The sequence below is a fragment of the Leucobacter celer subsp. astrifaciens genome, assembly GCF_001273835.1.
In the GTDB taxonomy this organism is placed as follows: domain Bacteria; phylum Actinomycetota; class Actinomycetes; order Actinomycetales; family Microbacteriaceae; genus Leucobacter; species Leucobacter celer.
In genome coordinates this window covers 129,392-153,238 of the sequence record NZ_JHEI01000143.1, presented here as the reverse complement: position 1 = coordinate 153,238, position 23,847 = coordinate 129,392, and the positions used below count along the sequence as shown (strand labels likewise).

Genomic DNA, 23,847 nt, shown 5'->3' with positions numbered 1-23,847 from the left:
CCCCCCCCCCCCCCCCCCCGGAACTTCCGCATCCACAAGATGCACGACAACTACCACCTCATCACCACGGCGTCGGCGCTCTGCCTCTACGGCGAACTCGACCGCGCCGTCACCGGGCTCCTCCCCATCCAAGAGATGCCCGTCTGGGAGTACAACATCCCCGACTACGGCTCTACCCTGTACGCCGTGCGGGGCACCGCTTTCTTCGCCCGACGCGCAGGACGAGAAGACCTCGTCGAACGGCTGGCGCCGCTCCTGCAGACACCGCCCTTCTACGATCCGAAACCGATCACGATGACCAGCCGGATGCTGAGCCAGGACCTCGATCTCACCGAAGCAGAACTCGCGGGCATGCGGCACATCACTCCCGCCGAATGGATCGAACGATACGTCGACGCCTGCGCAGCCTACGGCAGGGCCCACTCCTTCGGCGGCTCCGAGGAATACCCGCCCGAGCGCATCCTCCACGAGATCAACCGCTTCGCCACCAAGATCTTCACCACCCCCGGATACGAGCCCTACAACGACCCCCACTACCCGATCGGCTGACCGCGCACCCTCAGCGGGGCGCGCCGGCCAGCGCCGCGACGGCCTCGGCCGCGGGTCGCACCGCGGTGAGTGATCCCACACCCTCCCCCGCGTCGAGCGGCACCACCGAGTAGTCCCCGGCCGCCACCGCCGCACGGAACTCGGCGCGGGCCTCGGCGTCGGCTGCGAGCTCGTCCTCGCGCCCCTGCCAGCGGTCGACGAACGGCGTGCGCAGCAGCCGCTCCGGGAAGCGGCTCGGCCAGGGCCGCTCGAGCGCCACGTCGAGCACCCGCGAGACCACGGTGTCGGCGCCGTCCGCGTCGAGCAGCGCGGCGCGGGCGGCGGCGGCGGTCAGCGCCTCGTCGCAGGCCGCGAACGCCGTGCCCACCCAGGCTGCCGCGGCCCCCGCATCGAGCACGCGCGCGAGATCCTCGGCCGTGCTCACGGCACCGGCGGCCAGCACCGGCACGTCGACCGCCGCCACGACGGCCGCCAGCAGGGCGTCCCGCGGCTCGCGATGATCGCCGTGTCCGCCGCCCTCCAGGCCGCGGGCCACGACGGCGTCGATGCCCGCGTCGGCCGCGCGGCGGGCCTCCGCGACCGTGGCGACCTGGGTCACGGCGAGCGCGCCCGCGGCCTGCACGGCCGCGATCCACGTGGGCCGCCGATCCTCCCCCTCCCAGTCGCCGAAGCTCACCGAGACGAGCGCTGGGCGGGCGTCGAGCGCTCGGTCGAGCATCACGGGATCCCGCTCGATGCCCCAGGCGACGAGCCCGATCCCGAACGGCCTGCCGCCGGTGTCGAGAAGTCCCAGCTCCCGCTCGAGCGCCGCGACCGATCCCGCGCTGCCCATGCCGATCGTGCCGAGCGCGCCCGCACGCGACACCGCACTCGCAAGCGCTCCGCCGGCCACGCCGCCCATCGGGGCGCACACCACCGGTGCCGCGAGCCCCAGTGCGGTGGCCCAGGCCGTCTGCGATCCGTCCGTCATCCTTGTTCCCTCCGTCGCACGCGATCCCGAACCGGCGGCCCGGGTCGCCGCCCGAATCGACGACCAGGTCCGGGATGCCGAGTCGCCGTCACTCCGCCGCCCGCCGCGCCCGCGCCCACCGCACCTCGCTCGGGTCGCGCAGCGTGAGCGTCTCCACCACCTCGCCGCCGTCGCAGCGCAGCAGCTCGACCGCGGCCGCGGCATCGCCGACGCGGGCGATGCGGACGGCACCGCCCGACAGCTCCCAGCGCTCGATCGCGGCGGGCGGGGCGGGCAACGAACTCTGGCCGGCCCGCTCCGCCTCAGCACCCTTGCCGGCGGCCACGGGATCCTCGCTCATGCCCCGACTCTACTCCCGCGCCGCGGGCAGCCGGCGATTATTTATGAGGTGCGTCGGTAGGCGAGATCACGGATGGCTCGGCCCTTGTCGGCGCCCTTCTTCTCGAAGGCGGTGAGCACGCGCCCTTCGAAGCGCTCCGCCCACTCCCCGGCGAAATCCCGCTCGAAGGCAGGGGCCGCATCGAGCACCTCGCGCATCTGCTCGGCGTAGTCCTCCCAGTCGGTGGCGAGACGCAGCACGCCTCCGGGGCGCAGGGCGAGCGCGGCGATGCGGGCGAAGTCGGCACTGACCAGGCGCCGCTTGTGGTGGCGAGCCTTCGCCCACGGGTCGGGGAAGAACACCCAGACCTCGTCGACCGATCCGGCCGGCAGGTACTTCTCGAGCAGTTCGGGGGCGTTCACCTCGGCGAGGCGCAGGTTCTCGAGGCCCGCGATCTCGGCCCGGATGATGGTACGCGCGAGCCCGGCGCGGAACACCTCCACGCCCAGGAAATTCGTGTCGGGGTGCGTCTCCGCCGCGTGCAGGATCGCGTGCCCCTGCCCGGTTCCCACCTCGACCACCAGCGGGGCGGGGCGCCCGAAGATGCGCCCGGGATCGCCCGTGACGCCGTCGGCGACGCTCGTCGCGGCGCGGCCGTGCGGGATGTCGAGCACGTACTCGGCGTGGTGCTGCTCCCACGCGCGCTCCTGCGACGGAGTCATGCGACCGCTGCGGCGCACGAACGACACGGGCTTGTCGCGGAAGGTGCTGGGGTCGAAGCTCTTATGCGGGAGGGGCTGCTGCTCGGTCACCCGTCTACGGTAGCCGATCGCGCGGCGCTTCTCCCCGACCGAGCCAGCCGATCGCAACCGCGTCTCCGCGCTCCTCCCGTCCCCTTCGGCTGGAGCGCGGAGTCCCGAATGGCTGCTTCGGGAAATGGGAAGCAGCCATTCGGGACTCCGCGTGAACGACGCCCGGTAGCATGGGGGTACGGTTTCGACGCGGAGGGAACGCACCATGACCAGACGAATCCTGCTGGTGAACGGCCCCAACCTCAACCTGCTGGGAACGCGCGAACCCGAGATCTACGGCGACGACACGCTCGCCGACGTCGAGGCGCTGGTCGCGCGCGCTGCGGGGGACTTCGGCCTCGAGGTGCGCGCGGTGCAGAGCAATCACGAGGGCGCGCTCATCGACGCGATCCACGCCGCGCGGGAGGACTGCGCGGCCATCCTCATCAATCCGGGCGCCTTCACGCACACCTCGATCGCGCTGCGCGACGCGCTCACGGGTGTCGCGCTGCCCGTCGCCGAGGTGCACATCTCCAATGTGCACGCGCGCGAGGCGTTCCGCCACCACTCCTACATCTCGGGCATCGCCGACTGCGTGGTCGTGGGCTGCGGCGTGCAGGGCTACGAGTTCGCGGTGCGCCGCCTCGCCGCCATCATCGCCGGGTGACACCTGCGGGGTGGATCCTGCGACTCGTTCCTCGCGCAGGATGACGGGGATCCGGAAGCGACAGCGTACGGATGCGCCGCCGTTCGCCCCTACGGCACCGTGATGAAGATGTCGAACAGGTGGGGGTTGTGGGCGTGCGCGAACGTCGTGAAAATGCGCCAGCATTTTCACAGCTCGCGAAAGCGCCGCCCACGGCGGCGAGCACAGCAGCCCGCGCCCACAACTTCTACGGCACCGTGATGAAGATGTCGAACAGGTGGGGATTGTGGGCGTGGACCAATACCGCGAACACCACCGCGTCGAACAGCAGGTGCACCGTCACCACGTAGGCCAGCGAGTGCGTGCGCAGGTAGATGTACCCCTGTATCAGCGCGAACGGGATGGTGAGCAGCGGCCCCCAGGAGCGGTAGCCGAGTTCCCACAGGAACGAGACGAACACGATCGCCTGCAGCGCGTTGGCCACCCACGGCGGGAAGTGCCGCAGCAGCACGGTGAAGACCGTGCAGATGAAGAAGAGCTCGTCCCAGATCCCGACCGCGCCGACGCCGACGAACAACCGCGCGATGAGGTCGGGGCTGTCGACGACGGGCCAGTTGCGATAGACCCCCGATGAGATGAAGTACCAGGGCAGGATCAGCCAGCCCAGCACCAGCACCGCGATCAGCCAGCCCCAGTGCAGGCGCCCCCAGCGGCCGGACCCGAACCAGGGGAAGGCCGTGGCCCGGTCGCGGTAGATGAACCGCGACACCGCGTACGGCACCGCGACCGCTCCGCCCAGCGCGAGCGTGAAGGCCACCATCGACCAGTTGTCGAGTTCGGCTGCGAGAGGAATGGTGCGCACGATGGCCAGGCCGATCGCGATGAGGGAGAGGTCGCGCAGCAACGAGGGGGTCCTGGCGATCTCCCGCCCCCCGCTGTGCTCGGCGCCCCACGCGAGGATGAGTCCCGCGATGAGCAGTTCGAAGCCGAGCACGGGTTGTTCGAGCACGAAGAAGGCGGGAGCCGCGAGGCAGACGATCAGCGCCGCGGTCAGGTGCAGCGGCCTTACTCGCCCCGGCGCCTCCAGCATGTCCCCAGCGTACCGACCAGGCCGACGGCGCGCCAAAGACCGGCCGTGTCGCCCCGTCACTGGTGTCACTCGAAGGAGTCGGTGGGGTCGGGCCAGTCGCGTCCGATGAAGGGCTCCGCGCGGCGCTCGAACTCCGCTCGCTCGTCCCGGCTCACGGTGTTGATGCCGTAGCCGATCTCCACTCCGGCGATGAGCCACCCGTATTCCTCGGCCTCGGCCAGCACCTCGGCGTCGAGGCGGGAGTCGGTGACGGAGACGTCGAGGAATTCGCCGCCCCGCACGAACCAGCGCCCCTCGTGCGTCTCGCTCCACTCGGACAGGTCATCAGACGCGTCCCCGGGTGCGGCCTCGAGCCCCGCAGCCTCGAGTATCTCGGCGACGCGGTCGAGCAGTTCGGGCCAGTCGGTGCGCGGGATCGTGGCCTCGCCCCGCCAGACGGGAGAGTTGTAGAGGCTGAGCATGGACTCTCCGCCGTAGCCGTTCGTGGTCTCGGGCATCCACTCGTTCGGGTCGGCGGCCGGGCTGCGATGCTCGGCTGCCGGATCCCGTATCTCGACCGTCTCACCGTTCCCCGTCCGCACCGCCCAGGAATCCACTCCGTACTCCTCCGCGAGCATGGACCGGATGCTGCCGATGAGCTGCGCCTCCCGCTGCGGCACCTCCTCCACGACCGGGCCGGCGAGCACCGCTTCGACGTCGGTGTACGCGTAGGCGGGGAACTCGCCCCAGTCGAGCGTCACGAAGTCTCCCTCGGCATCGACGTAGGTGGTGGTCGGGGGCTGAGGAGCGCACGCCGCCAGGCTCACCGCGACGGCGGCAGCGACCGCGGCAGCGAGGCCGCGCACGCCTGCCGCACTGCGATCGCGCCTCACGATGCCGCCGTTCGCCATGCGGACGGGGAAAGTCTGCTCACCCCTGACCCCCACGCGAGATAGGCGGACAGGCCGAGTGCGAGGTACAGTCCGCCGGCCCACCAGGTTGCGACCAGGAGCATGCCCTGCGTGAACATGGTGAGCACCATGATGGCGAGACCGATGACCGCGGTGACGAGCGCCGCCACCCGCACCCCCGCGGCGAAGAGCGCCGCGAGCAGCAGCGTGCCGATGAAGGTGGCCCACGCCAGCGGCCCGAAGTGGGTCGCTCCGCTGAGTCCGCTCGCCGCATGCAGCAGCGCGGGGAGCGCGATGAGCACGGCGCCGAGCACCCGCCAGATCGGAGCGGTCGCGAGGTCGAGCCCTCGGGTCATCCGCCAGGGAACGATGACCGCAACCCACATGATGAGCGCGAGCGGAGCGTAGAACACGCCGACCGTGAAGCCGGAGACGATGGAGAAACCCGTCACGAGCACGGCGTTCGCAAGAGCTACGGGAACGCGGAGACCGCGCGGCAGCACCAGCGGAAGCAGCGCGAGCACGGCGGGCAGCATGGCGAGCGCTGCGGCCCCCGGGCCGTATTCCTGGGCCAGCGTTCGCACTGTCGTCTCGGCGATCTCCACCCCGACGTCGCCGCCCTGCTCCGAGACCGACGTACCGGCGTACGACGGCAGCAGGAAGGCCACGAACGCCCCGGCGAGTACGCCGACGAGCACAGCGGCGACATGCAGCATCCTCGCGCCCGTCACAGCCGCGGCGTCATCGGACGCTGCGATGTGCAGTTCGTCCCGATACTGCTCGGCGAAGGCCTCGGCCGCACCGAGCCCCTCGAGCGTCTCCTCGATGCTCCTGCCGCTCTCGAGCGCGTCGACGATATGGGCCCTCACGTCGTCGAGCACGGCCGCCTTCGTCTCGGCCGGGGCATAGGCGAGGGCCCTCTCGAGGGTGCGCAGGTATTGGTTCGCCTCGCGCGGCATCGTCTCTGCGTTCACGGCTCCTCCTTCAGTACTCGTTCGACCTGGGTCGCGATCCCGCCCCATACCTCCGAGAAGGTTGCGAGCAGCGCACGGCCGCGCGCGGTGATGGCGTAGTAGCGGCGCGGGCGCGAACTCCCGGACTCCCCCGCGGTCTCCCATCTCGTGTCGACCGCTTCGGCCTCGCGCATCCGCGCGAGCAGCGGGTAGAGGCTGCCCTCGCTGGCGCTCAGGCCGCGCCCGGTGAGTTCGTTGGCGAGCTCGAGACCGTACATGTCGCGCTGCGAGAGCAGTGCGAGCACGCAGTACTCGAGCACCCCCTTGCGGAGATTCGTCGCGATTCGTTCCTTGTCGCCGGCGCGGGTGATGTCGGGCACATCCTCATCTTATGCTTGCTATACAAGTATTGCAATGCAGGGGTATGAAGGGACGGAGGCCGCCACGGGCCACCGGTTCCAGCCCACCGGCTGCCTGTTCCAGCCCACGGTCCGCCGGTTCCAGCCCACGGTCCGCCGGTTCCGGCTCAAGGGCCTCCGTAGATATGGGATCTGCCGTAGATATGCCCCGCGCATGGCAGACCCGCCATATATAAGGCAGATCCCATATCTACGGCAGACCCCGCGGCCCGCGCTCGGCCCCGCAGCCCGCGTGACCGCCCTCAGACGCGCGCGGTCACGCGGGCCTTCTTGCGCTCGACGATCTTGCCGCGCACGGCGAACGCGACGACGAGCAGCAGCAGGGCGTAGAGCGTGATCGGGATCGGCCCCTGCACGAGCACCGAGAAGTCGCCGTTCGCGCTCATCGCGGCGTCGCGCAGGCTCGTCTCGGCGAGCGGGCCGAGCACCATGCCGATGATGAGGGGCGCGAGGGGGTAGTCGACGGCGCGCATCACGAAGCCGACGAGTCCGATGGCGAGCAGGAGCAGCAGGTCGAAGGTCTTGCCGGAGGTCGCGTAGATGCCGAGGGCGCAGACCATGGTGATGCCCGCGTACAGGTAGGGGCGCGGGATCAGCAGCAGCTTGGCCCACACCATCGCGAAGGGCAGGTTGAGGATGAGCAGCACGATCATCGCGATGAAGAAGCTGGCGAGCAGCGCCCACACGAGCTCGGAGGAGCGCTCGAAGAGCAGCGGGCCGGGCTGCAGCCCGTACTGGCGGAAGGCGGCGAGCATGATCGCCGCAGTCGCCGAGATCGGCAGGCCGAGCGCGAGCAGCGCGCCCATCGCCATGCCGGTCGTCGAGTTGCCGGCGGCTTCCGGGGCGGCGAGGCCACGGATCGCGCCCCTGCCGAACTGCGGGTGCTTGCGGCGCGCATCGAGCCGCTTCTCGAGGCCGAAGGCCAGGAAGGTCGGGATCTCCGATCCCCCGGCCGGCACGACGCCGAACGGCATGCCGATCGCGGTGCCGCGCAGCCAGGCGGGCAGCGCCTCGCGGAACTCGCGGCCCGAGAGCCAGGGGCGCCCCTTCGGGCGGATCAGCCTGCCGCCGCCGATGTGCCGGTCCAGGCAGGCCACGTAGATGACCTCGCCGAGCGCGAGGATCGCGACCGTCACGGTGACGAGCGAGACGCCGTCGAAGAGGTTCGGCGAGTCGAGCGTGAAGCGCGGTGCACCCGAGATCCCGTCGACGCCGATGACGGCGATCCCGAGCCCGATGAACAGCGAGGCGAGGCCCTTCACGGGGTTGTCGGTGACGACCGAGGAGGTGGCGACGAAGGCGAAGAGCGCGAGCGCGAAGAACTCCGCCGGACCGAACTGGGTCGAGAAGTCGGCGAGGGCCGGCGCCATGAAGACCACGACGATCGAGGCGATGAAGCCGCCCGTGAACGCGCCGATGGCCGCGGTGGCGAGCGCCTGCGCCGCACGCCCGTCGAGTGCCATCTTGTGCCCCTCGAACGTCGACGCGATGGCCGACGCCTGACCCGGCATGTTCATGAGGATGCTCATGGTGGAGTCGCCGAAGAGCCCGCCGAAGTACACCCCGGAGAACATGATGAAGGCGGCCGTGGGCTCGAGCGCGAAGGTGACCGGCAGCAGCAGCGCCACGGCCATCGAGGACCCGAGGCCCGGCATCACGCCGACGGCCGTGCCGAGCAGGCATCCGATGACCACCCAGAGCAGGTTCTGCCAGGTGAGCGCTCCGGCGAAGCCCTCGGCGAGGAGTTGCAGCGTATCCATGTCAGAACCCCCATCCGAGGATGCCCGACGGCAGCGTCAGGCCGAGCAGCATGTCGAACACGATGTAGGCGATCGAGCTCGCGGTCAACCCGACGACGAGGTTGTAGACCGCTCGCCGCGACCCGAATGCGCGGGCCACGCACCAGAAGAGCAGCATCGCCGCCACGATCCACCCGAGGAGGGGCAGCAGCAGTGCGAAACCGATGAACGATCCGACGATCCAGGCCAGCGATCCCCAGTCCACCCCGACGCGCTTGGCGGATCCGGATCCGGATGCGAGCGCCTCGGCCTCCTCGTCGGTGAGCAGGTCGAACTCCTCGCCCGACTGCTCCAGCCTGGCGATCGCCTCCGTCCGGTCCCGCAGCGCTCGCACGATGAGCAGCACCGCGAACAGGTAAAGCCCTGCGGTGATGATCGCGGGGAAGAACCTCGGTCCCGGGAAGGCGACGCCCTCGGGCACCCGCATGGTGACGATGCCGAGGAGCAGGTAGGTCGCGAACGCGAGGAGCAGCCCGGGCATGATCAGATGCTTCACGAGCGCGGCGTTGGGATTCGCCCTGCCGATCTCGAGTTCCTCGCCCACGACCGCTGAGAGGGCGGTGGGGTTGTTCGACGGTGTCATTGGCCCATCTCCTTGTACAGCTGCGCGATGCGGTCGTGCTCCTCGACGAGGAACGCGTCGAGTTCGTCGCCGGTGATCACCTTCTCGGTCCAGTGATAGCGCTGCATCGCGTCCTCCCACTCGGGTGTCGCGAGCGTCTCTCGCACCAGCTCGACCAGGGCCTCGGCGTCCTCGTCGCTGAGCCCCGACGGGGCCGAGAGGGAGCGCCAGTTGGTCAGGGTGATGTCGAAGCCCTGCTCCCGCGCCGTCGGGATGTCGATGCCCTCGACGGGTTCGGGTGCGACGAGCGCGAGCGCTCGCAGGCGGCCCGTCTCGATCTGGTCGATGTTGTCGGGGTAGCCTCCTGCCGCGGCGGCGACGGTGCCGTTGAGCATCGCCTGGATGGCTTCGCCTCCGCCGTCGGAGGGGATGTACGTGACGTCGACCGGATCGATCCCGGCGGCGAGCGCGAGGTCGGTGACCACGAGCTGATCGAAGGATCCACCGCCCGACCAGGGCAGCGCCCTCGGGTCGGCACGCCAGGCTTCGACCAGGTCCTCGAGCGTCTCGTAGGGCGAACTCGCGGGTACGACGATGACGTCGTACTCCTCGACGATCGTGGCCAGGGGCGTGACGTCGTCGAGCGTGGCCGCGGAGTCGAACTGGATGGTCGCGGCGAGCAGGCCGGTGCCTCCCACGAGGATGTTGTTCGGCTGCCCGGACAGCACCGAGACGTTTCCGAGGGCGATCGTGCCGCCCGCGCCCGGCATGTTGACCACCTGCACGTTGTTGACGATGCCGTTCGCCTTCATGGCCTGCTGCATCGCGCGTGCCGCACCGTCCCAGCCGCCGCCGGCCGCGGCGGGGGCGATGACGGTCATGGAGTTGCGGATGTCGGATCCGAGCGCGGCCGAACTGATCGAGCCGTACGACGCGATGCCGATCGCGGCGACAGCCACCAGACCGCCGATCACGCGCGCCACGGTTCTCCCGAGCCGCCTGCGAGGAGGAGGCTCCTGGGCGGACTCCACCGATGCTGCCGTCATTGCTCACTCCTTCGTGCGACTCCGTTGTCATCTGACTGCGGTTACTAGAATGACAACAGGGACGCAGAACGACCCGCTCGCACGCATTTGTGCTCTTTGATGCTCACAGCTCGACAGCCCGACAACCCGGGCCGGAAGGCACGGGCTCGACGACGCCGGTTCGACGGTGCGGGCTCGACGGTGCTAGCCCGACAGTGCGGGCCCACGAGGAGGTGGATCGGTTGGTGACTCGAAACAGGCCGTTCGCGATGCGCCTGGCGATCCTGCTCCTCCCGAGCCTCATCGTGCTCGTCTGCGTCGGCCTCACGGCGGCGATCGCCGTCACGGTGCAGGAACGCAGCATCCGCACTGCGACGGGCGAGCGGGTGCAGGAGGTCGCGACGACGCTGGCGCAGCTGAGCCAGGTCCGCGAGGCGCTGCAGCGGGCCGAGGCCGATGGCACGAACGCAGGGCGCGAGCGGGCGACAGCCGAGCTGCAGCCCCTCGCCGAGGTCCTCGAGCACGCTGCCGGCGTCGACTTCGTGGTCATCACGGACGCGATGGGGATCCGGATCACGCACCCCACGGCGTCGGAGCGTGGCAAGGAGGTGTCCACCGACAACGCGGCCGTGCTCGCCGGGGAGGAGTTCCTCGGCACGGAGATCGGCACCCTCGGCCCGACGCTGCGGGCGAAGGTGCCCGTGCGCGACACCCGCGATGAGGTGATCGGCACGCTCTCGGTGGGCATCCTGGAGTCGCACATCTCCGCCGAGCACGACGAGGCGCTGGCTCAGCTGCTGCCCTGGGCGCTCGGCGCGCTCCTGCTGGGCACCCTCGCGAGCTCGCTGCTCGCCACCGCCTTCGAGCGGCGCTTCCGGCGGCTCGACGAGGCCGCGCGCGAGCACGAGCGGCTGCGGCGCACGGCGACGGCGCTACGGGAGCAGTCCCACGAGTTCAATACCCGGTTGCACGTGATCCACGGCCTCGTCTCGCACGGCGACACCCGGGAGGCGCTCACCTACATCGACGGCGTGGCCCCCGTGCTCACCGGCGAGACGGACGAGACGCTGGACGGGCAACCGCTGCTGCGGGCCACCGTCGAGGCGCTGCGTGCGGAGCTCGGCGCTCTCGGGTCACAGCTCGAGACCGACATCGACCTGACCGACGAGATCGACGAGGAGGTGCTGCTCGTGATCTCCAACCTCTGCCGCAACGCGGGCGAGGCCGGCGCGAGCCTGGTGCGGTGCGCGCTGCGGCAGGAGGGCTCGCGGCGGGAGAGCTCCCGGCTGAGAGGCGTGGTGGAAGACGACGGTCCGGGCGTCGATCCGCGGGAGGCCGAGCGGATCTTCGCGTCGGGCTACACCTCGAAGCCCGATCCCACGGGCACCGGGCGCGGCCTCGGGCTCGACCTCGTGCGCCGCACCGTCGGCGCCAGGGGCGGGGCGGTCGAACTCAGCGGATCCGCGCTGGGCGGCGCCCGCTTCGCCTTCGAGATGGAGGTCGGACGGTGAGCGGCGAGCCGATCCGGGTGCTCGTGGTCGACGACGACCCCGGAGCCCGCGCGCTGCACGGCCGCTTCGTCTCGGGCGCACCCGGCTTCGTGCTGGTCGGGACGGCCGGCAGCGGGGAGGCCGCCGTGCTGCGCGGCCACCGCGGCGGGGTCGACCTGATCCTGCTCGACATGCGGCTCCCAGACATCAGCGGGATCGAGGTTCTCCACCGCCTGCGCACGCTCGGCGCCCGCTCCCCCGATGTGCTCGTCATCAGCTCCTCCCGCGACCAGGTGACGGTGCGCCAGGCCCTCGCGGCCCACATCGTGGGATACCTCGTGAAGCCGTTCACGCAGGAGGCGCTGCGCGAGCGCCTCCGCGTGTACCGGGCCGAGCGGCAGGCGCGCGAGCGGAACGAGCGGGATCGACCCCTCGCCCAGGGCGAGATCGACCGGCTGCTCTCGACCGGCAGGATCCGCGTGCCCGGATCGGCCGCGAGCGGTCCGTCCCGCCCCGCGGGCACCGCATCGCCCCCGGCGGCGACGCCCGAGCGGCCGAGCCCACGGCTCCCCAAGGGGCTCTCCGAGGTGACCCTCGCGCGAGTCGTGGAGGCGCTCGACCCGGTCTCGGCCGTTTCAGCCGCCGAGCTCGCCGAACGCTGCGAGATCTCGCGGGCGACCGCCCGGAGATATGTCGACTACCTCGTCTCGGAGGGAGCCATCGACCTCGCGCACCGCTACGGCAGGCGCGGGCGCCCGGAAGTGCTCTACCGCCTGGCTCCGTCGCACCTCAGCAGCGGCGATCAGGATTGAAGAAGCCCGATGTCGGAGCCCCGCGCTACCCTGTCTCCATGACCGACGCATACGCCGCCGTACATCCCGCCGACCGTCACGACAGCATCAGAGTGCAGGGCGCCCGCGAGCACAATCTCAAGAACATCAGCGTCGACCTGCCGAAGCGCAGGCTCACCGCGTTCACGGGGGTCTCCGGATCCGGCAAGAGTTCGCTCGTGTTCAGCACCATCGCCGCCGAGTCGCAGCGCCTCATCAACGAGACGTACAGTGCGTTCGTGCAGGGTTTCATGCCGTCGCAGTCGCGCCCGGACGTCGACGTGCTCGAGGGGCTGACGACAGCCATCATCGTCGACCAGGAGCGCATGGGGGCCAACCCGCGCTCCACCGTGGGCACCGCCACCGACGTCAACGCGATGCTGCGGATCGTCTTCTCCCGGCTCGGGCAGCCGCGTATCGGAACGCCCAACGCCTTCTCGTTCAACGTCGCCTCGATCAGCGGCGCCGGCGCCGTGACGATCGAGAAGGGCGGCAAGCAGATCAAGGAGCGCCGCAGCTTCGAGATCCTGGGCGGCATGTGCGCGAACTGCGAGGGGCGGGGGCGCGTGAGCGACTTCGACCTCGACGAGCTCTACGACTCCGAGAAGTCGCTGAGCGGGGGCGCACTGAAGGTGCCCGGTTACAGCATGGACGGCTGGTACGGGCGTCTGTTCTCGGCGCTGCTGCCCATGGATACGCCGATCCGGGACTTCACCGAGCAGCAGCTCGACGATCTGCTGCACAAGGAGCCCACGAAGATCAAGATCGAGGGCACGAATCTCACCTACGAGGGCCTGATCCCGCGCATTCAGAAATCGATCCTGTCGAAGGATCGCGAGGCCATGCAGCCCCACATCCGGGCGTTCGTGGATCGCGCGATCGTGTTCCACTCCTGCCCCGACTGCGACGGCACGCGACTCAACGAGACGGCCAGATCCTCCAAGATCGACGGCCGCTCGATCGCCGATGTCTGCTCCATGCAGATCACCGATCTCGCGGAGTGGGTGCGTGGCATCGACGATCCCGGTATGGCGCCGCTCATCGAGAAGCTCGTCGGCACCCTCGACTCCTTCGTGCAGATCGGACTCGGCTACCTCTCGCTGGACCGCCCCACGGGCACCCTCTCGGGCGGCGAGTCGCAGCGCACGAAGATGATCCGGCACCTCGGATCGGCCATCACCGACGCGACCTATGTGTTCGACGAGCCGTCGATCGGCCTGCACCCCCACGACATCCAGCGCATGAACCAGCTGCTGCTCAAGCTGCGCGACAAGGGCAACACCGTGCTGGTGGTCGAGCACAAGCCCGAGATGATCGCGATCGCCGACCACGTGGTCGATCTCGGGCCCCGGGCGGGTGCGGACGGCGGCGAGATCTGCTTCGAGGGCAGCCTCGACGGGCTGCGCGCCTCGGGTACGCTCACCGGCAAGCACCTCGACGACCGGGCGCGGCTCAAGGACTTGGTGCGAAGCGCGACGGGCGCGATCGAGGTGCGGGGCGCGGATCTTCACAACCTGCGCGACGTCGACGTCGACGTGCCGCTCGGCGTGCTGTGCGCCGTCACCGGCGTGGCCGGCTCGGGCAAGAGCTCGCTGATCCACGGCTACGTCTCGAAGCGCGAGGGTGTCGTGGCGGTGGATCAGGGCGCCATCAAGGGATCGCGCCGATCCAACCCGGCGACCTACACCGGCCTGCTCGATCCCGTGCGCACCGCGTTCGCGAAGGCCAACGGGGTGAAGCCCGCGCTCTTCAGCGCGAACTCGGAGGGCGCGTGCCCCGAGTGCAAGGGCGCCGGCATCATCTACACCGACCTGGGCATGATGGCGACCATGGAGAGCGTCTGCCAGGTCTGCGAGGGCAAGCGCTTCGACGCGGCCGTGCTCGAGTACACCCTCGGGGGCAAGAACATCGCCGAGGTACTCGACCTGTCGATGTCTGAGGCACTCGAGTTCTTCTCGACCCCGGAGTCGAAGATCCCGAAGGCCGCGAGGATCCTCGAGCGCCTCGTCGACGTCGGCATCGGCTACATCAAGCTCGGGCAGGCCCTCTCCACGCTCTCGGGCGGCGAACGCCAGCGGTTGAAGCTCGCCATCCACATGATCGAGGACGCCGAGGTCTACGTGCTCGACGAGCCCACCACCGGCCTGCACCTGGCCGACGTCGAGCAGCTGCTCGGGGTGCTCGACCGGCTGGTCGACGCCGGCAAGAGCGTGATCGTGATCGAGCACCACCAGGCCGTGATGGCGCACGCCGACTGGATCATCGACATCGGGCCCGGCGCCGGTCAGCAGGGCGGCACGATCGCCTTCGAGGGCACACCGCGCGACCTCGTCGCCGCCGGCTCGACCCTCACCGGTCAGCACCTCGCGGAGTACACGGCGACCCCGCGATGACGCCCGTCACTGCGAAGGCGCGATGAGGAGAAGGATCGATGTTCGACCAGGGATTCACTCTGACGCAGCTGCGATACTTCACCGAGGCGGCCCGGGCGGGCAGCATGACCGAGGCGGCGCGTCGACTGCACGTCTCGCAGCCCGCGCTCTCGTCCGCGATCAATCAGCTCGAGCGCGATCTGGGCGTGCGGCTCTTCGAGCGGGTGCCGCGCCGAGGGATCCGGCTGACCTCCGCCGGGCGTCAGTTCCATCTCGACGCCGAGGGGCTGCTCTCGCACGCCGAGGGGGTGCTCGAGCGCGCGGGAAGCTTCTCGCAGGCCCTCAGCGGCACCCTGCGCGTCGGCATGTATCTTCCGCTCGCTCCCTTCCGGGCCCCGTCGCTGCTCCAGGCCTTCGCCAGGCGCCACCCGAACATCGCGGTGGAGCTGTTCGAGGCCGACCATGACCGGCTCGTCGAACTGCTCGACAGCCGAGAGATCGACGTGGCGATCGCGTACGACATGGCCCCGTTCGAGCAGCACCACACCGAGGCGCTGGAGGTCATCCCGCCGCACATGATCGTGGCGCCCGAGCACCCGCTCGCAGGTGCGGACGCACCGGTCAGCCTCACGAGGTTCGCCGCCGACCCCCTCGTGCTGCTCGACCTGCCGCACACGGCTCACTACTACTTGAATCTCTACCGCTCCCTGGGCCTCACACCGGAGGTGCGCTACCGCATCCAAGGCTTCGAGACCGTGCGCGGCCTGGTCGGCCGGGGGTTCGGCGTCGCGCTCCTCAACCAGCGCATCGGCCACGATCTCACCTACGGGGGCGCGGAGGTCAGGTCCGTCGAGCTCGAGGAGGATCTCCCCGGCCTCACGCTGCTGCTCGTGCGTCGTCGGGACGAGGAATCGCAGCGGGTCAGGGCGTTCACCGAGGTCTGCCACCGCATCTTCTCACGCCCCGCTCCGGCACCTGAGACGGCAGCCGGAGCACGGGAAAAAGCTACCCTTTTACATAACTAGAAACTATTCGAAAGAAACACTGCAACATTTCACCCTGTGCCGATTCATGCGGCGTCTGCGGCACCATGGCGGCGATCTCACCGTTTTCTGCATTGGATAACAAGCGGACACAAGTAACGTCCACGTGACAGAACGGACAGAAGATCCCGAGACGCACGAAGCGACGCACGAATTCAGCCATTGACAGAAGCTATGCGAACTCCCTAGATTCTGGGTCCATGACTCCTAGCAATGAAGCTCAGTCTCCGCCCCGCCCCACCGACGCGATCGACCACCCCCGCACCGGAATCACCCCGATGCAGCGCCGCGTACTCGCGGGCGCGAGTGTCGGCCAGTTCATCGAGTTCTACGACTTCGCCCTCTACGGGGTCTCGGCCGTGGTCCTGGCCCAGCTCTTCTTCCCCTCCGACAACCCGCTCACCGGCCTGCTCGTGCTGTTCGCCACGTTCGGCGTCGCGTTCTTCATCCGGCCGCTGGGCGGGCTCTTCTTCGGTTCGCTCGCCGACCGCGTCGGGCGCCGCAACGTGCTCGTCATCACGCTGCTCACCATCGGCGTCGCGACCACCGGCATCGGCCTCCTCCCCACCTTCGAGACGATCGGCGTCGCCGCCCCGATCCTGCTCGTGCTCCTCCGCCTGCTGCAGGGCCTCTCGGCCGGCGGAGAGTCGGCCGGGGCGCCGTCGTTCGTGTTCGAGCACGCGCCGATCCATCGCCGCGGCCTCTTCGTCAACATCACCCTCGCCGCAACCGCACTGCCCTCGGTCTGCGCCGCGTTCTTCGTCCTCTTCCTCTCCACCTCGATGAGCGATGAGGCGTTCATGTCCTGGGGGTGGCGGATCCCGTTCATCATCGCACTGCCGCTCGCACTCGTCGGGCTGTGGATCCGAGCGAAGACCGAGGAGTCGCCGGCGTTCAAGGCGATGATGCGCGAACAGGCCGAGCACGCCGAGCGCGGCGGAGACTCCGAGCGCGGCTCGCACACCACGATCCGCGAGGCCTTCCGGAAGAACTGGCTGCAGATGATCCAGGTGGTCTTCGTGATGGGCTTGACCGCGATGGGGTTCTACTTCCTCTCCGGCTACTTCATCTCCTACGTCTCGACCACCGGCAATCTGAGCCGCGACCAGTCGCTGCTGCTCAACGGCGCGGCCATGCTCGCATACACCATCCTGCTGCCGATCGCCGGCGCCATCGGAGACCGGATCGGCCGCAAACCGATGCTCATCGGCGGAGCGCTCGCCATCGCCGTCCTCGCCATTCCGGCGTTCTCCCTCGTGACCAGCGGCAGCGTCGGCCTCGCGCTCGTCGGCCAGTTGATCTTCGTCGTCGCGATCTGCTTCTACGGCGGCGGGTGCTACACCTTCTTCATCGAGGTGTTCGACACCAGGAACCGCTTCACCTCGGCGGCCTTCAGCTACAACCTCGGCTACGCGATCCTCGGCGGAACCGCGCCGTTCATCGGCACCGCCATGGTCGAGGCGACCTCGGTGCCCCACTCGCCCGCGTACTACGTCATCGGAGTCGCTCTGCTCACCCTCATCGTGATGGCCCTCACCAAGGTGCCCGAGACCCGCGGCTGGACCAAGTAGAGCGGCCGGGCTCAGGCCTCGGCACCCGGACATCACCCACCATCTCATCGGAGAAGACGCACGAACATGAAGGACCAGACCATGCCCATCCATCAGGCATCAGCAGACGCGTTTCTGCAGGATTTCCATCACGTCGCATCGATCGGCGCCACCGAGCGCGGCGGCGTCGAACGCCAAGCGGCGACGGACGACGATCGCCGGACCCGCGACTGGTTCTCCGAGTTCGCCCGCGCACACGGCTGGTCGGTCGATGTCGACAGCATCGGGAACGTGTTCGCCACTGTGGAGTTCGTGCCCGGAGCGCCCGCGATCCTCAGCGGATCGCACCTCGATTCGCAACCGCGCGGAGGACGATTCGACGGGGCGTACGGGGTGATCGCGTCTCTGCACGCCGCGGCGGAGGTGCAGCGGCGGGTCGAAGCCGGTGCACTCGCGCCGAAGTACAATCTCGTCGTCGTCGACTGGTTCAACGAGGAGGGCAGCAGGTTCGCTCCCTCCATCATGGGCAGCTCAGTGTTCTCGGGACTCATGGACCGGGATGAGATCCTCGCCGTGCGCGACCTCGAGGGGTGCACCGTGCGCGATGCGCTCGAGGGCATCGGGTACCTCGGTGCATCGCAGGGTCCGCGAGAGCTGGCGGGCTACGCGGAGGTGCACATCGAGCAGGGACGCATCCTCGAGCGCGAGGGAGTCGCACTCGGTGCGGTCGACTCGAGCTGGTACACGCAGAAGCTCGACATCGAGGTGTTCGGCGAGCAGTCCCACACCGGGGCCACCGCGATGGCGGATCGCCGCGACGCGCTCGTGGGCGCCGCTCGCGTCACCCTGCTGGTGCGCGACATCTGCTCGGAGTACCCCGCCGAATCGCTCGTCTCCTCCGTGGGGCAGATCACGGTGGAGCCGAACTCTCCCATCGTCGTCAACAGCCACGTGCACCTCGTCGCAGACCTGCGCGCGAACGATCCCGCGATCGTCCAGGGAGCGCGCGACGCCCTCGTGGAGCGCTTCCGTCTGGTCGCCGAGGAGGAGCGTCTCGAGATCGTGGCGAAGGACTTCGACATCCGGCCGAATCGCTACTATCCGCAGGAGGGCGTCGAACTGCAGCAGCGCGTCGCGGATTCCCTCGGCCTCAGCATCCGCCGCATGCAGACGATGGCCGGCCACGACTCGGTGGCGCTGAACACCGTCACCCCCTCCGTGATGATGTTCGTGCCGTCCGTGGACGGCGTCTCCCACTGCGAGCGCGAGTTCACGAGGGACGAGGATCTGGTGAACGGCCTCGCGGCGCTCACCGGCGTGGTCTCCGAGATGCTGACCGGCGCGCTCGACGGGGTCGCCTACCCGGGCCGTCCGACCGTCGCAGTGGAGGCGTGATCCGTGACCGAGCAGCAGCCGTACGCGCTCGGCGCCCTCGAGGCGCTGCGCGCTTTCCGAACCGGAGAGCTGTCGCCGGTCGATCTCTTCGACTCCGTGGTGGAGCGGATCGAGGCGGTGGACCGCGCCGACCCGGATGGGTCGGGAGCGATCACGGCCGTGATGCAGACCCTGGATCGCGCGCGCGAGGCCGCGGTCAGGGCCGAGCACCGCTACCGCTCGGGCGTCGATGAGCCCCTCGGTACCGGGCCGACGGCACTGCTCGGCCTGCCGGTCGCGACGAAGGAGAAGCACGGGATCGCCGGCGAGACGCTCAGCCAGGGACTCGTCGCGCTGCGCGACGAGCTCGCCGAGCAGGACCACCCGGTGGTGGAGCGGATCACGGGCGCGGGCGGGATCGTGCACGCCCGCACCACCTCACCCGAGTTCAGCTGCGCCACGGTCACGCACTCCCGGCTCTGGGGAGTGACGCGCAACCCCTGGAACCGCGCCTTCTCGCCCGGCGGCTCCTCCGGAGGAGCCGGGGCCGCACTCGCCGCGGGCTATGCCCCGCTGGCCACCGCCTCCGACATCGCGGGCTCTACTCGGATCCCGGCCGGGTTCACGGGGGTCGTCGGCTACAAGGCCCCGTACGGGAGGATCCCCGGGCTCCCGCCGCTGTCGGCCGACTGGTACCGCGGCGACGGCCCCATGGCCCGCTCGGTCACCGACACGGCGCTGCTGACGAACGTGCTCTCGGGGATCCACCCCGTCGACCACGGGACCGTGCCCGGTGAGGGTCGGATCCCGCTCGAGTATCCCGACGCCGCTGGATGGGTCGCGAGGCGGCGCGTGGCGGTGTCGGTCCGCCTCGGGGACTACCCCGTGCACCCCGATGTACGGGACGCGATCCTGCGCCTGGCTGCGTTGCTCGCCGACGCCGGCGCGATCGTCGAAGAGGTGGAGCTGCCGTGGACGAGCTCGAGGATCCGGGAGATCACCATGGGCCACTTCGGGCACATCCTCGGCCCGGCCATGGCCCGGCTGACCGCGGGAATGCCGGCGCTCACCGACTACACCGAGCGGTTCATCGCAGACGCGCTCGCGGCCGGCGAGCGGTTGAGCCTCGTCGAGACCCTGGAGGGCGAAAGCCGCATGCAGCTCGAGCTCGCCGCGGCGATGGAGGGGTTCGACGTGCTGCTCACGCCGGTCAGCGCCGTCGACGGTCTCATCGCCGACGCGAGCTATCTCGACGGGATCGCTCTTCCGGATCCGGATGCCCCGGGGAGCGGCCGCGAAGTGCATCTCGAGCACTACTGGCAGGCCCACATGACCGTGCCGTTCAACGTCGGCAACCGCTGCCCGGTGCTGGCGGTGCCGGCCGGCATCGCGGGCAACGGCGTGCCGATCGGAGTGCAGATCGTCGGCCACCCCTATGCGGAGGAGTCGGTGTTCCGCGCCGGGGCGGCCGTCGAGGAGCTCCAGCCCTGGCCGCTTCTGGCCCCGCTCGAGGTTACGGGGCGCTCGGCAACTCGTTGATCGCGCGGATCAGGCGGTAGAGGTCGCCCACGGCCCGCTGCCGCGGGGTGAGCACGATGCGCGGCAGCTCGGGCCGATCCTGCTCGGCGATCTCGGCACGGCGGGTCTCGGCCCGCTCGATGCGCCCGCTCAGGCACAGTCCGGAGAAGCGCTCGTTGAGATCGGCGAGCTCGGCGTCGCTCGGCTCGGCTCGCAGCCGCAGCACCAGTTCCTCGTCGAACCACCGCAGCGAGTCGTAGTTGCGCCAGAACCCGGCGATCTCCGCGATGGCCTCATCGACGGAGTCGGTGACGAGCACACGATCGAGGTCGTTCACAGCGATCATGCCCGATCCCGCGAGCTCCTCCGTCACGAACCTCGCGAAGCCTCGCCAGAAGGTTCCCCCGCGGCGGTCGAGCAGCACGATCGGCATCGGCACCATCTTGCCGGTCTGCTGCAGGGTGAGCAGCTCGAAGGTCTCGTCCATGGTGCCGAAGCCGCCGGGCAGGCAGATGAACCCGCTCGACTCCTTCACGAGCATGAGCTTCCGGGTGAAGAAGTACTTCATCGCCACCCTGCGGTCGTCGTCTGCGACGACCGCGTTCGGGCGCTCCTCGAAGGGAAGCCGAATGGAGACCCCGAGCGAGCGTTCCGGACCGGCTCCGGTCGCGGCCGCCTCCATGATCCCCGGACCGGCGCCCGTCACGACCATCCAGCCCTGCTCGGCGAGCCCGCGCGCTGCGCCCTCGGCGGCTCGCCAGAGCGGATCTCCCACGCTCGTGCGCGCGGAGCCGAAGATCGAGACCTTCGGAGTGTCGACGTAGGGGGCGAAGAGCCGGAACGCTGTCCGCATCTCCTCGACGGCCGCAGCCGTGATCTTGAGATTGAGACGGCTCGTGCCGTCCTGCCCGAGCCCGATCCCGGTGGCGAGGATGCGCCGGATCAGGCCCCGCTGGCCCTTGATGCCGGCCTCGATGACGAGCTCGGCGATCCTCGCGTCCAGCTCTTCCTCGGCTGAGAGTGGCGCTGCGGGCGGCTCGGCGCCCGCAGGCGATTCGAGCAGGTCGGTGTTCGGCTGATCGGTGTTCGGCAGAGGCTTCACACCCCCAGTCTAGGCGGCGCGTCCGAGTACGCCGGGCGCGTCGCGGTCGGAGTCACGGATGCGTCGCGGTCGGGATCGCGGGCACGCCGCGGTCGGGATCGCAACCGGGTTCAGCCGTCCAGATGGGCGGCGAGGTTCTGCAGCGACGAGGCGAGCCCCACGGCGTGGTCCGCGGCCGAGACGCCCGTCGGCACGTTCTCCGCACGGATCTCGACGCGGCTGCCCGCGGCGCTCGGCGCCACGCTCCACGTCATCCGCATGGTGCCGCGGTAGGCCGGATCGTCCGAGACGAAGTCGATCTCCTGCACCACGCGCTCCCCGGGAACGAGCTCGACGAATCGCGCTTCCACGACGTCCGTCCCGTCCCCGGCCTTTCCGGGCGATGCGAGGGGGTCCTCATACCGCAGCACCATCCGGTAGGAGCCGCCCGGGCTCGCATCGAAGTGCTCGAAACTGCCGCGCATACCGCTCGGCGGCAGCCAGCGGCTCAGCGCTTCGGGGTCGACGAATGCGGCGTAGACGCGCTCGGGGGCTGAGGCGATCTCGCGGACGGCGGTGTCGGTTCTCGGCATGCCCGCACGGTAGCACGGCACGGTGCGAACCTCCGGGATCCGCGCACCGCACCGATAGGCTGGGGCCATGCCGGTCAGGCACACGCATCTCTCACCGCTCTCCGCCGGCGGGCAGCTCGCGGAGGCGCTCGCTGCCCTGCGCATCGAGTTCGCCGTGCCCGACGGATTCCCCGCTGCGGTGCTCGAGGAGGCCTCCGAAGCGCCGTCCTCGGTGCCCGAGCCCGATCTGCGCGACATCGACTTCGTCACGCTCGACCCGCAGGGTTCGCGGGATCTCGACCAGGCCTTCCACATCGAGCGCCGCAGCGGCGGGTATCGGGTGCGCTACGCGATCGCGGATCTCCCCGGTCATGTGCCGCCGGGCGGGGCCCTCGACGCCGAGGCGCGCCTGCGCGGTCAGACCCTGTGTCTGCCCGACGCCCGCGTACCGCTGCACCCTCCGACGCTCAGCGAGGACCGGGCCTCGCTGCTCCCGGGACAGGATCGTCCGGCCTTCGTGTGGACCATCGATCTGGACGAGACGGGGGCCGCGACCGATGCGCGGGTCGAGCGCGCCGTCATCCGGTCGCGCGCTCAACTCGACTACGAGGGGGCGCAACGAGCCTTCGAGACCGGCACCGTCGAGGGCCCTCTCGCGCTGCTGCCGGAGGTCGGGAAGCTGCGGATCGCGCAGGAGCGGGCGCGCGGCGGTGCGAGTCTCAACATGCCGGACGAGGAGATCGTGCGGGATCCCGAGGGGTATCGCATCGTGCGACGCTACCCGCTGCCCGTCGAGGATTGGAACGCGCAGCTCTCGCTGCTCACCGGGATCGCGGCCGGAGAGATGATGCTCGACGGCGGAATCGGCGTGCTCCGGATCATGCCCCCTCCCGGCACCGGGGCTCTGGGCGAGTTCCGCTCCCGGGTCGCCGCCCTCGGCCAGCCGTGGAGTCGGAACGACAGCTACGGCGAGTACCTGCGCGGCCTCGACACCGACGAGGCCTCGACCCCCGCGATTCTGCAGGCGGCGGCCTCGCTCTTCCGCGGAGCGGAGTACGCGCCGTTCGACGGAGAGGCTCCGGCAGAAACCGAGCAGGCCGCGATCGCCGCACCCTACGCGCACGTCACCGCCCCGCTCAGAAGGCTCGTGGATCGCTGGGGGCTCGTCATCTGCGAGGCGCTGTGCACGGATCGACCGGTGCCGAGCTGGGTGCGCGAGAGCCTGTCGGAGCTGCCGTCTCTGATGCGCGCATCGAATCGACTCGCGGGCGGGATCGGATCCGCTGCCCTCGACCGCGTCGAAGCGGCGCTGCTGCGGGATCGCGTCGGAGAGGTCTTCCCCGCGGTGGTCGTCGAGGTGCGGGGCGAGCGCGCCAGGGTGCAGCTCGCGGAACCCGCCGTGACCGCGCAGTGCCCCGCGGACGGGCTGGAGGCGGGCACGCGCGTCGAGGTCCGGGTGATCGCGGCGGACGTGCCGAGCGGAAGCATCGAACTCGCGGCGCTCGCGACAGCACGCGAGGCGAAGGCGTCAGCCTAGCCCGTACTGCTCCGCCTCTCCGTCGGTGAGCTCCAGCTCCATCCCGTTATCGCCGAGCCAGTAGTGCGCCCTCTGGCCGGAAACGGGATCGGATCGCTTCACGATCGTGTAGGTCGCGCCGTCGACCACCTTCACCGGGGCCGTCGTTCCTGCGCGTTTGCGCCCGTTGTCATAGGCCAGCCCGAGTACCAGCCCGAGACCGGCGCCGATGATCATCCAGAGCGAGAGGTTGTCAGTCGCGACGCCGATGCTGACGCCGACGGCGAAGCCGATCACCAGTCCGAGGGTGAGCCCCCGTCCCGCCGAGGAATCCGTGTCTCCTGTTCCAGCCATGCCGTTCACGCTACGCGCACGAACGCGCCCCCGTATCCCCCGCGAGGGGGATATTCGGCACTGAAGTGATTCGGCACTGAAGTGATTCGACGCCGAGGTGATTCGGCGCCGCGGTGATTCGACGCTGTGATGAT

At 69.8% G+C, this 23,847-nt stretch carries 24 protein-coding genes; 10 read left to right on the top strand and 14 right to left on the bottom strand.

What is annotated here, in order from left to right; genetic code table 11:
* On the top strand, window positions 1-549 hold a 549-nt coding region (locus tag AMS65_RS19830), incomplete at its 5' end, for a hypothetical protein (RefSeq protein ID WP_206542000.1).
* A 10-nt stretch (window positions 550-559) separates the two neighbouring features.
* Here AMS65_RS19830 and AMS65_RS14945 read toward each other — a convergent pair.
* From AMS65_RS14945 to trmB, 3 genes are all read right to left on the bottom strand, one after another.
* Complete coding sequence (locus AMS65_RS14945) at window positions 560-1,519, bottom strand: NAD(P)H-dependent flavin oxidoreductase (protein WP_053384968.1); 960 nt, start codon at window positions 1,517-1,519, stop codon at window positions 560-562.
* Between the two features lie 88 nt (window positions 1,520-1,607).
* On the bottom strand, window positions 1,608-1,859 hold the full coding sequence (locus AMS65_RS14940; RefSeq protein WP_053384967.1) for a hypothetical protein: 252 nt from the start codon (window positions 1,857-1,859) through the stop codon (window positions 1,608-1,610).
* Between the two features lie 41 nt (window positions 1,860-1,900).
* Window positions 1,901-2,650 (bottom strand): tRNA (guanosine(46)-N7)-methyltransferase TrmB, encoded by a 750-nt coding sequence (gene trmB / locus AMS65_RS14935; RefSeq protein WP_053384986.1) that lies wholly within the window; start codon window positions 2,648-2,650, stop codon window positions 1,901-1,903.
* Window positions 2,651-2,855: 205 nt separating this feature from the next.
* Here trmB and aroQ point away from each other — a divergent pair, with 205 nt between their 5' ends.
* Window positions 2,856-3,296: a type II 3-dehydroquinate dehydratase gene (gene aroQ / locus AMS65_RS14930; RefSeq protein WP_053384966.1), complete on the top strand. Its 441-nt coding sequence runs from the start codon at window positions 2,856-2,858 to the stop codon at window positions 3,294-3,296.
* A 226-nt stretch (window positions 3,297-3,522) separates the two neighbouring features.
* On the opposite strand, the gene AMS65_RS14925 is transcribed toward aroQ, so the two are convergent.
* The 7 genes from AMS65_RS14925 to AMS65_RS14895 all read right to left on the bottom strand — a co-directional run bounded on the left by AMS65_RS14925 (window position 3,523) and on the right by AMS65_RS14895 (window position 10,034).
* On the bottom strand, window positions 3,523-4,365 hold the full coding sequence (locus tag AMS65_RS14925; RefSeq protein WP_053384965.1) for a type II CAAX endopeptidase family protein: 843 nt from the start codon (window positions 4,363-4,365) through the stop codon (window positions 3,523-3,525).
* Between the two features lie 65 nt (window positions 4,366-4,430).
* A complete protein-coding gene (locus AMS65_RS19530) occupies window positions 4,431-5,255 on the bottom strand; it encodes a hypothetical protein (RefSeq protein ID WP_053384964.1) in 825 nt (274 codons plus the stop codon).
* A complete protein-coding gene (locus AMS65_RS14915) occupies window positions 5,234-6,229 on the bottom strand; it encodes an HAAS signaling domain-containing protein (RefSeq protein WP_053384963.1) in 996 nt (331 codons plus the stop codon). The genes AMS65_RS19530 and AMS65_RS14915 overlap by 22 nt, the downstream gene beginning before the upstream one ends.
* A complete protein-coding gene (locus AMS65_RS14910; RefSeq protein ID WP_075201030.1) occupies window positions 6,226-6,588 on the bottom strand; it encodes a PadR family transcriptional regulator in 363 nt (120 codons plus the stop codon). Before AMS65_RS14910 ends, AMS65_RS14915 begins: the two co-directional genes overlap by 4 nt.
* Before the next feature lie 281 nt (window positions 6,589-6,869).
* Window positions 6,870-8,387, bottom strand: coding sequence for a tripartite tricarboxylate transporter permease (locus AMS65_RS14905; protein ID WP_053384962.1), 1,518 nt, complete (start codon window positions 8,385-8,387; stop codon window positions 6,870-6,872).
* Between the two features lies 1 nt (window position 8,388).
* Window positions 8,389-9,009 (bottom strand): tripartite tricarboxylate transporter TctB family protein, encoded by a 621-nt coding sequence (locus AMS65_RS14900; protein ID WP_053384961.1) that lies wholly within the window; start codon window positions 9,007-9,009, stop codon window positions 8,389-8,391.
* Window positions 9,006-10,034, bottom strand: a complete 1,029-nt coding sequence (locus AMS65_RS14895) for a tripartite tricarboxylate transporter substrate binding protein (RefSeq protein ID WP_053384960.1) — start codon at window positions 10,032-10,034, stop codon at window positions 9,006-9,008. The genes AMS65_RS14900 and AMS65_RS14895 overlap by 4 nt, the downstream gene beginning before the upstream one ends.
* A gap of 224 nt (window positions 10,035-10,258) precedes the next feature.
* Here AMS65_RS14895 and AMS65_RS14890 point away from each other — a divergent pair, with 224 nt between their 5' ends.
* The 4 genes from AMS65_RS14890 to AMS65_RS14875 are packed head-to-tail and all read left to right on the top strand — an operon-like array spanning window position 10,259 to window position 15,730.
* Window positions 10,259-11,524 (top strand): ATP-binding protein, encoded by a 1,266-nt coding sequence (locus tag AMS65_RS14890; protein WP_241489468.1) that lies wholly within the window; start codon window positions 10,259-10,261, stop codon window positions 11,522-11,524.
* Window positions 11,521-12,315 (top strand): response regulator, encoded by a 795-nt coding sequence (locus AMS65_RS14885; RefSeq protein ID WP_053384958.1) that lies wholly within the window; start codon window positions 11,521-11,523, stop codon window positions 12,313-12,315. Before AMS65_RS14890 ends, AMS65_RS14885 begins: the two co-directional genes overlap by 4 nt.
* Before the next feature lie 38 nt (window positions 12,316-12,353).
* Window positions 12,354-14,726, top strand: coding sequence for an ATP-binding cassette domain-containing protein (locus AMS65_RS14880; RefSeq protein ID WP_053384957.1), 2,373 nt, complete (start codon window positions 12,354-12,356; stop codon window positions 14,724-14,726).
* 38 nt (window positions 14,727-14,764) lie between these two features.
* A complete protein-coding gene (locus AMS65_RS14875) occupies window positions 14,765-15,730 on the top strand; it encodes a LysR substrate-binding domain-containing protein (protein WP_053384956.1) in 966 nt (321 codons plus the stop codon).
* On the opposite strand, the gene AMS65_RS19525 is transcribed toward AMS65_RS14875, so the two are convergent.
* Window positions 15,711-15,911: a hypothetical protein gene (locus AMS65_RS19525; RefSeq protein WP_157502327.1), complete on the bottom strand. Its 201-nt coding sequence runs from the start codon at window positions 15,909-15,911 to the stop codon at window positions 15,711-15,713. The two genes, AMS65_RS14875 and AMS65_RS19525, sit on opposite strands and share 20 nt — an antisense overlap.
* Window positions 15,912-15,948: 37 nt before the next feature.
* On the opposite strand from AMS65_RS19525, the gene AMS65_RS14870 reads away from it, so the two are divergent.
* The 3 genes from AMS65_RS14870 (at window position 15,949) to AMS65_RS14860 (ending at window position 20,211) form a co-directional block, all read left to right on the top strand.
* Window positions 15,949-17,319, top strand: coding sequence for an MFS transporter (locus AMS65_RS14870; protein WP_053384955.1), 1,371 nt, complete (start codon window positions 15,949-15,951; stop codon window positions 17,317-17,319).
* Between the two features lie 66 nt (window positions 17,320-17,385).
* Window positions 17,386-18,693, top strand: coding sequence for a M20 family metallo-hydrolase (locus AMS65_RS14865; protein ID WP_083451739.1), 1,308 nt, complete (start codon window positions 17,386-17,388; stop codon window positions 18,691-18,693).
* Between the two features lie 3 nt (window positions 18,694-18,696).
* A complete protein-coding gene (locus AMS65_RS14860) occupies window positions 18,697-20,211 on the top strand; it encodes an amidase (RefSeq protein WP_053384954.1) in 1,515 nt (504 codons plus the stop codon).
* Here the strand turns inward: AMS65_RS14860 and AMS65_RS14855 are convergent.
* Entirely contained in the window at window positions 20,186-21,193 is a 1,008-nt protein-coding gene (locus tag AMS65_RS14855) for an LOG family protein (RefSeq protein ID WP_053384983.1), read from the bottom strand. The genes AMS65_RS14860 and AMS65_RS14855 overlap by 26 nt on opposite strands.
* Before the next feature lie 209 nt (window positions 21,194-21,402).
* Window positions 21,403-21,864, bottom strand: coding sequence for an SRPBCC domain-containing protein (locus AMS65_RS14850; RefSeq protein ID WP_053384953.1), 462 nt, complete (start codon window positions 21,862-21,864; stop codon window positions 21,403-21,405).
* Window positions 21,865-21,931: 67 nt separating this feature from the next.
* Between AMS65_RS14850 and AMS65_RS14845 the strand changes: the two genes are divergently transcribed.
* A complete protein-coding gene (locus AMS65_RS14845; RefSeq protein WP_053384952.1) occupies window positions 21,932-23,380 on the top strand; it encodes an RNB domain-containing ribonuclease in 1,449 nt (482 codons plus the stop codon).
* Here AMS65_RS14845 and AMS65_RS14840 read toward each other — a convergent pair.
* The gene (locus tag AMS65_RS14840) at window positions 23,372-23,713 is read right to left on the bottom strand and encodes a hypothetical protein (protein ID WP_053384951.1); all 342 of its coding nucleotides are present in this window, start codon (window positions 23,711-23,713) and stop codon (window positions 23,372-23,374) included. The two genes, AMS65_RS14845 and AMS65_RS14840, sit on opposite strands and share 9 nt — an antisense overlap.
* Window positions 23,714-23,847: the final 134 nt, after the last annotated feature.

What these genes read in the sequence shown, in the direction of transcription:
- AMS65_RS14945 (WP_053384968.1), bottom strand. Translation starts at nt 1,519, where the DNA reads ATGACGGACGGATCGCAGACGGCCTGGGCCACCGCACTGGGGCTCGCG.
- AMS65_RS14940 (WP_053384967.1), bottom strand. Translation starts at nt 1,859, where the DNA reads ATGAGCGAGGATCCCGTGGCCGCCGGCAAGGGTGCTGAGGCGGAGCGG.
- aroQ (WP_053384966.1), top strand. Translation starts at nt 2,856, where the DNA reads ATGACCAGACGAATCCTGCTGGTGAACGGCCCCAACCTCAACCTGCTG.
- AMS65_RS14925 (WP_053384965.1), bottom strand. Translation starts at nt 4,365, where the DNA reads ATGCTGGAGGCGCCGGGGCGAGTAAGGCCGCTGCACCTGACCGCGGCG.
- AMS65_RS19530 (WP_053384964.1), bottom strand. Translation starts at nt 5,255, where the DNA reads ATGGCGAACGGCGGCATCGTGAGGCGCGATCGCAGTGCGGCAGGCGTG.
- AMS65_RS14905 (WP_053384962.1), bottom strand. Translation starts at nt 8,387, where the DNA reads ATGGATACGCTGCAACTCCTCGCCGAGGGCTTCGCCGGAGCGCTCACC.
- AMS65_RS14900 (WP_053384961.1), bottom strand. Translation starts at nt 9,009, where the DNA reads ATGACACCGTCGAACAACCCCACCGCCCTCTCAGCGGTCGTGGGCGAG.
- AMS65_RS14895 (WP_053384960.1), bottom strand. Translation starts at nt 10,034, where the DNA reads ATGACGGCAGCATCGGTGGAGTCCGCCCAGGAGCCTCCTCCTCGCAGG.
- AMS65_RS14880 (WP_053384957.1), top strand. Translation starts at nt 12,354, where the DNA reads ATGACCGACGCATACGCCGCCGTACATCCCGCCGACCGTCACGACAGC.
- AMS65_RS14875 (WP_053384956.1), top strand. Translation starts at nt 14,765, where the DNA reads ATGTTCGACCAGGGATTCACTCTGACGCAGCTGCGATACTTCACCGAG.
- AMS65_RS19525 (WP_157502327.1), bottom strand. Translation starts at nt 15,911, where the DNA reads ATGGCTGAATTCGTGCGTCGCTTCGTGCGTCTCGGGATCTTCTGTCCG.
- AMS65_RS14870 (WP_053384955.1), top strand. Translation starts at nt 15,949, where the DNA reads ATGACTCCTAGCAATGAAGCTCAGTCTCCGCCCCGCCCCACCGACGCG.
- AMS65_RS14865 (WP_083451739.1), top strand. Translation starts at nt 17,386, where the DNA reads ATGAAGGACCAGACCATGCCCATCCATCAGGCATCAGCAGACGCGTTT.
- AMS65_RS14850 (WP_053384953.1), bottom strand. Translation starts at nt 21,864, where the DNA reads ATGCCGAGAACCGACACCGCCGTCCGCGAGATCGCCTCAGCCCCCGAG.
- AMS65_RS14845 (WP_053384952.1), top strand. Translation starts at nt 21,932, where the DNA reads ATGCCGGTCAGGCACACGCATCTCTCACCGCTCTCCGCCGGCGGGCAG.
- AMS65_RS14840 (WP_053384951.1), bottom strand. Translation starts at nt 23,713, where the DNA reads ATGGCTGGAACAGGAGACACGGATTCCTCGGCGGGACGGGGGCTCACC.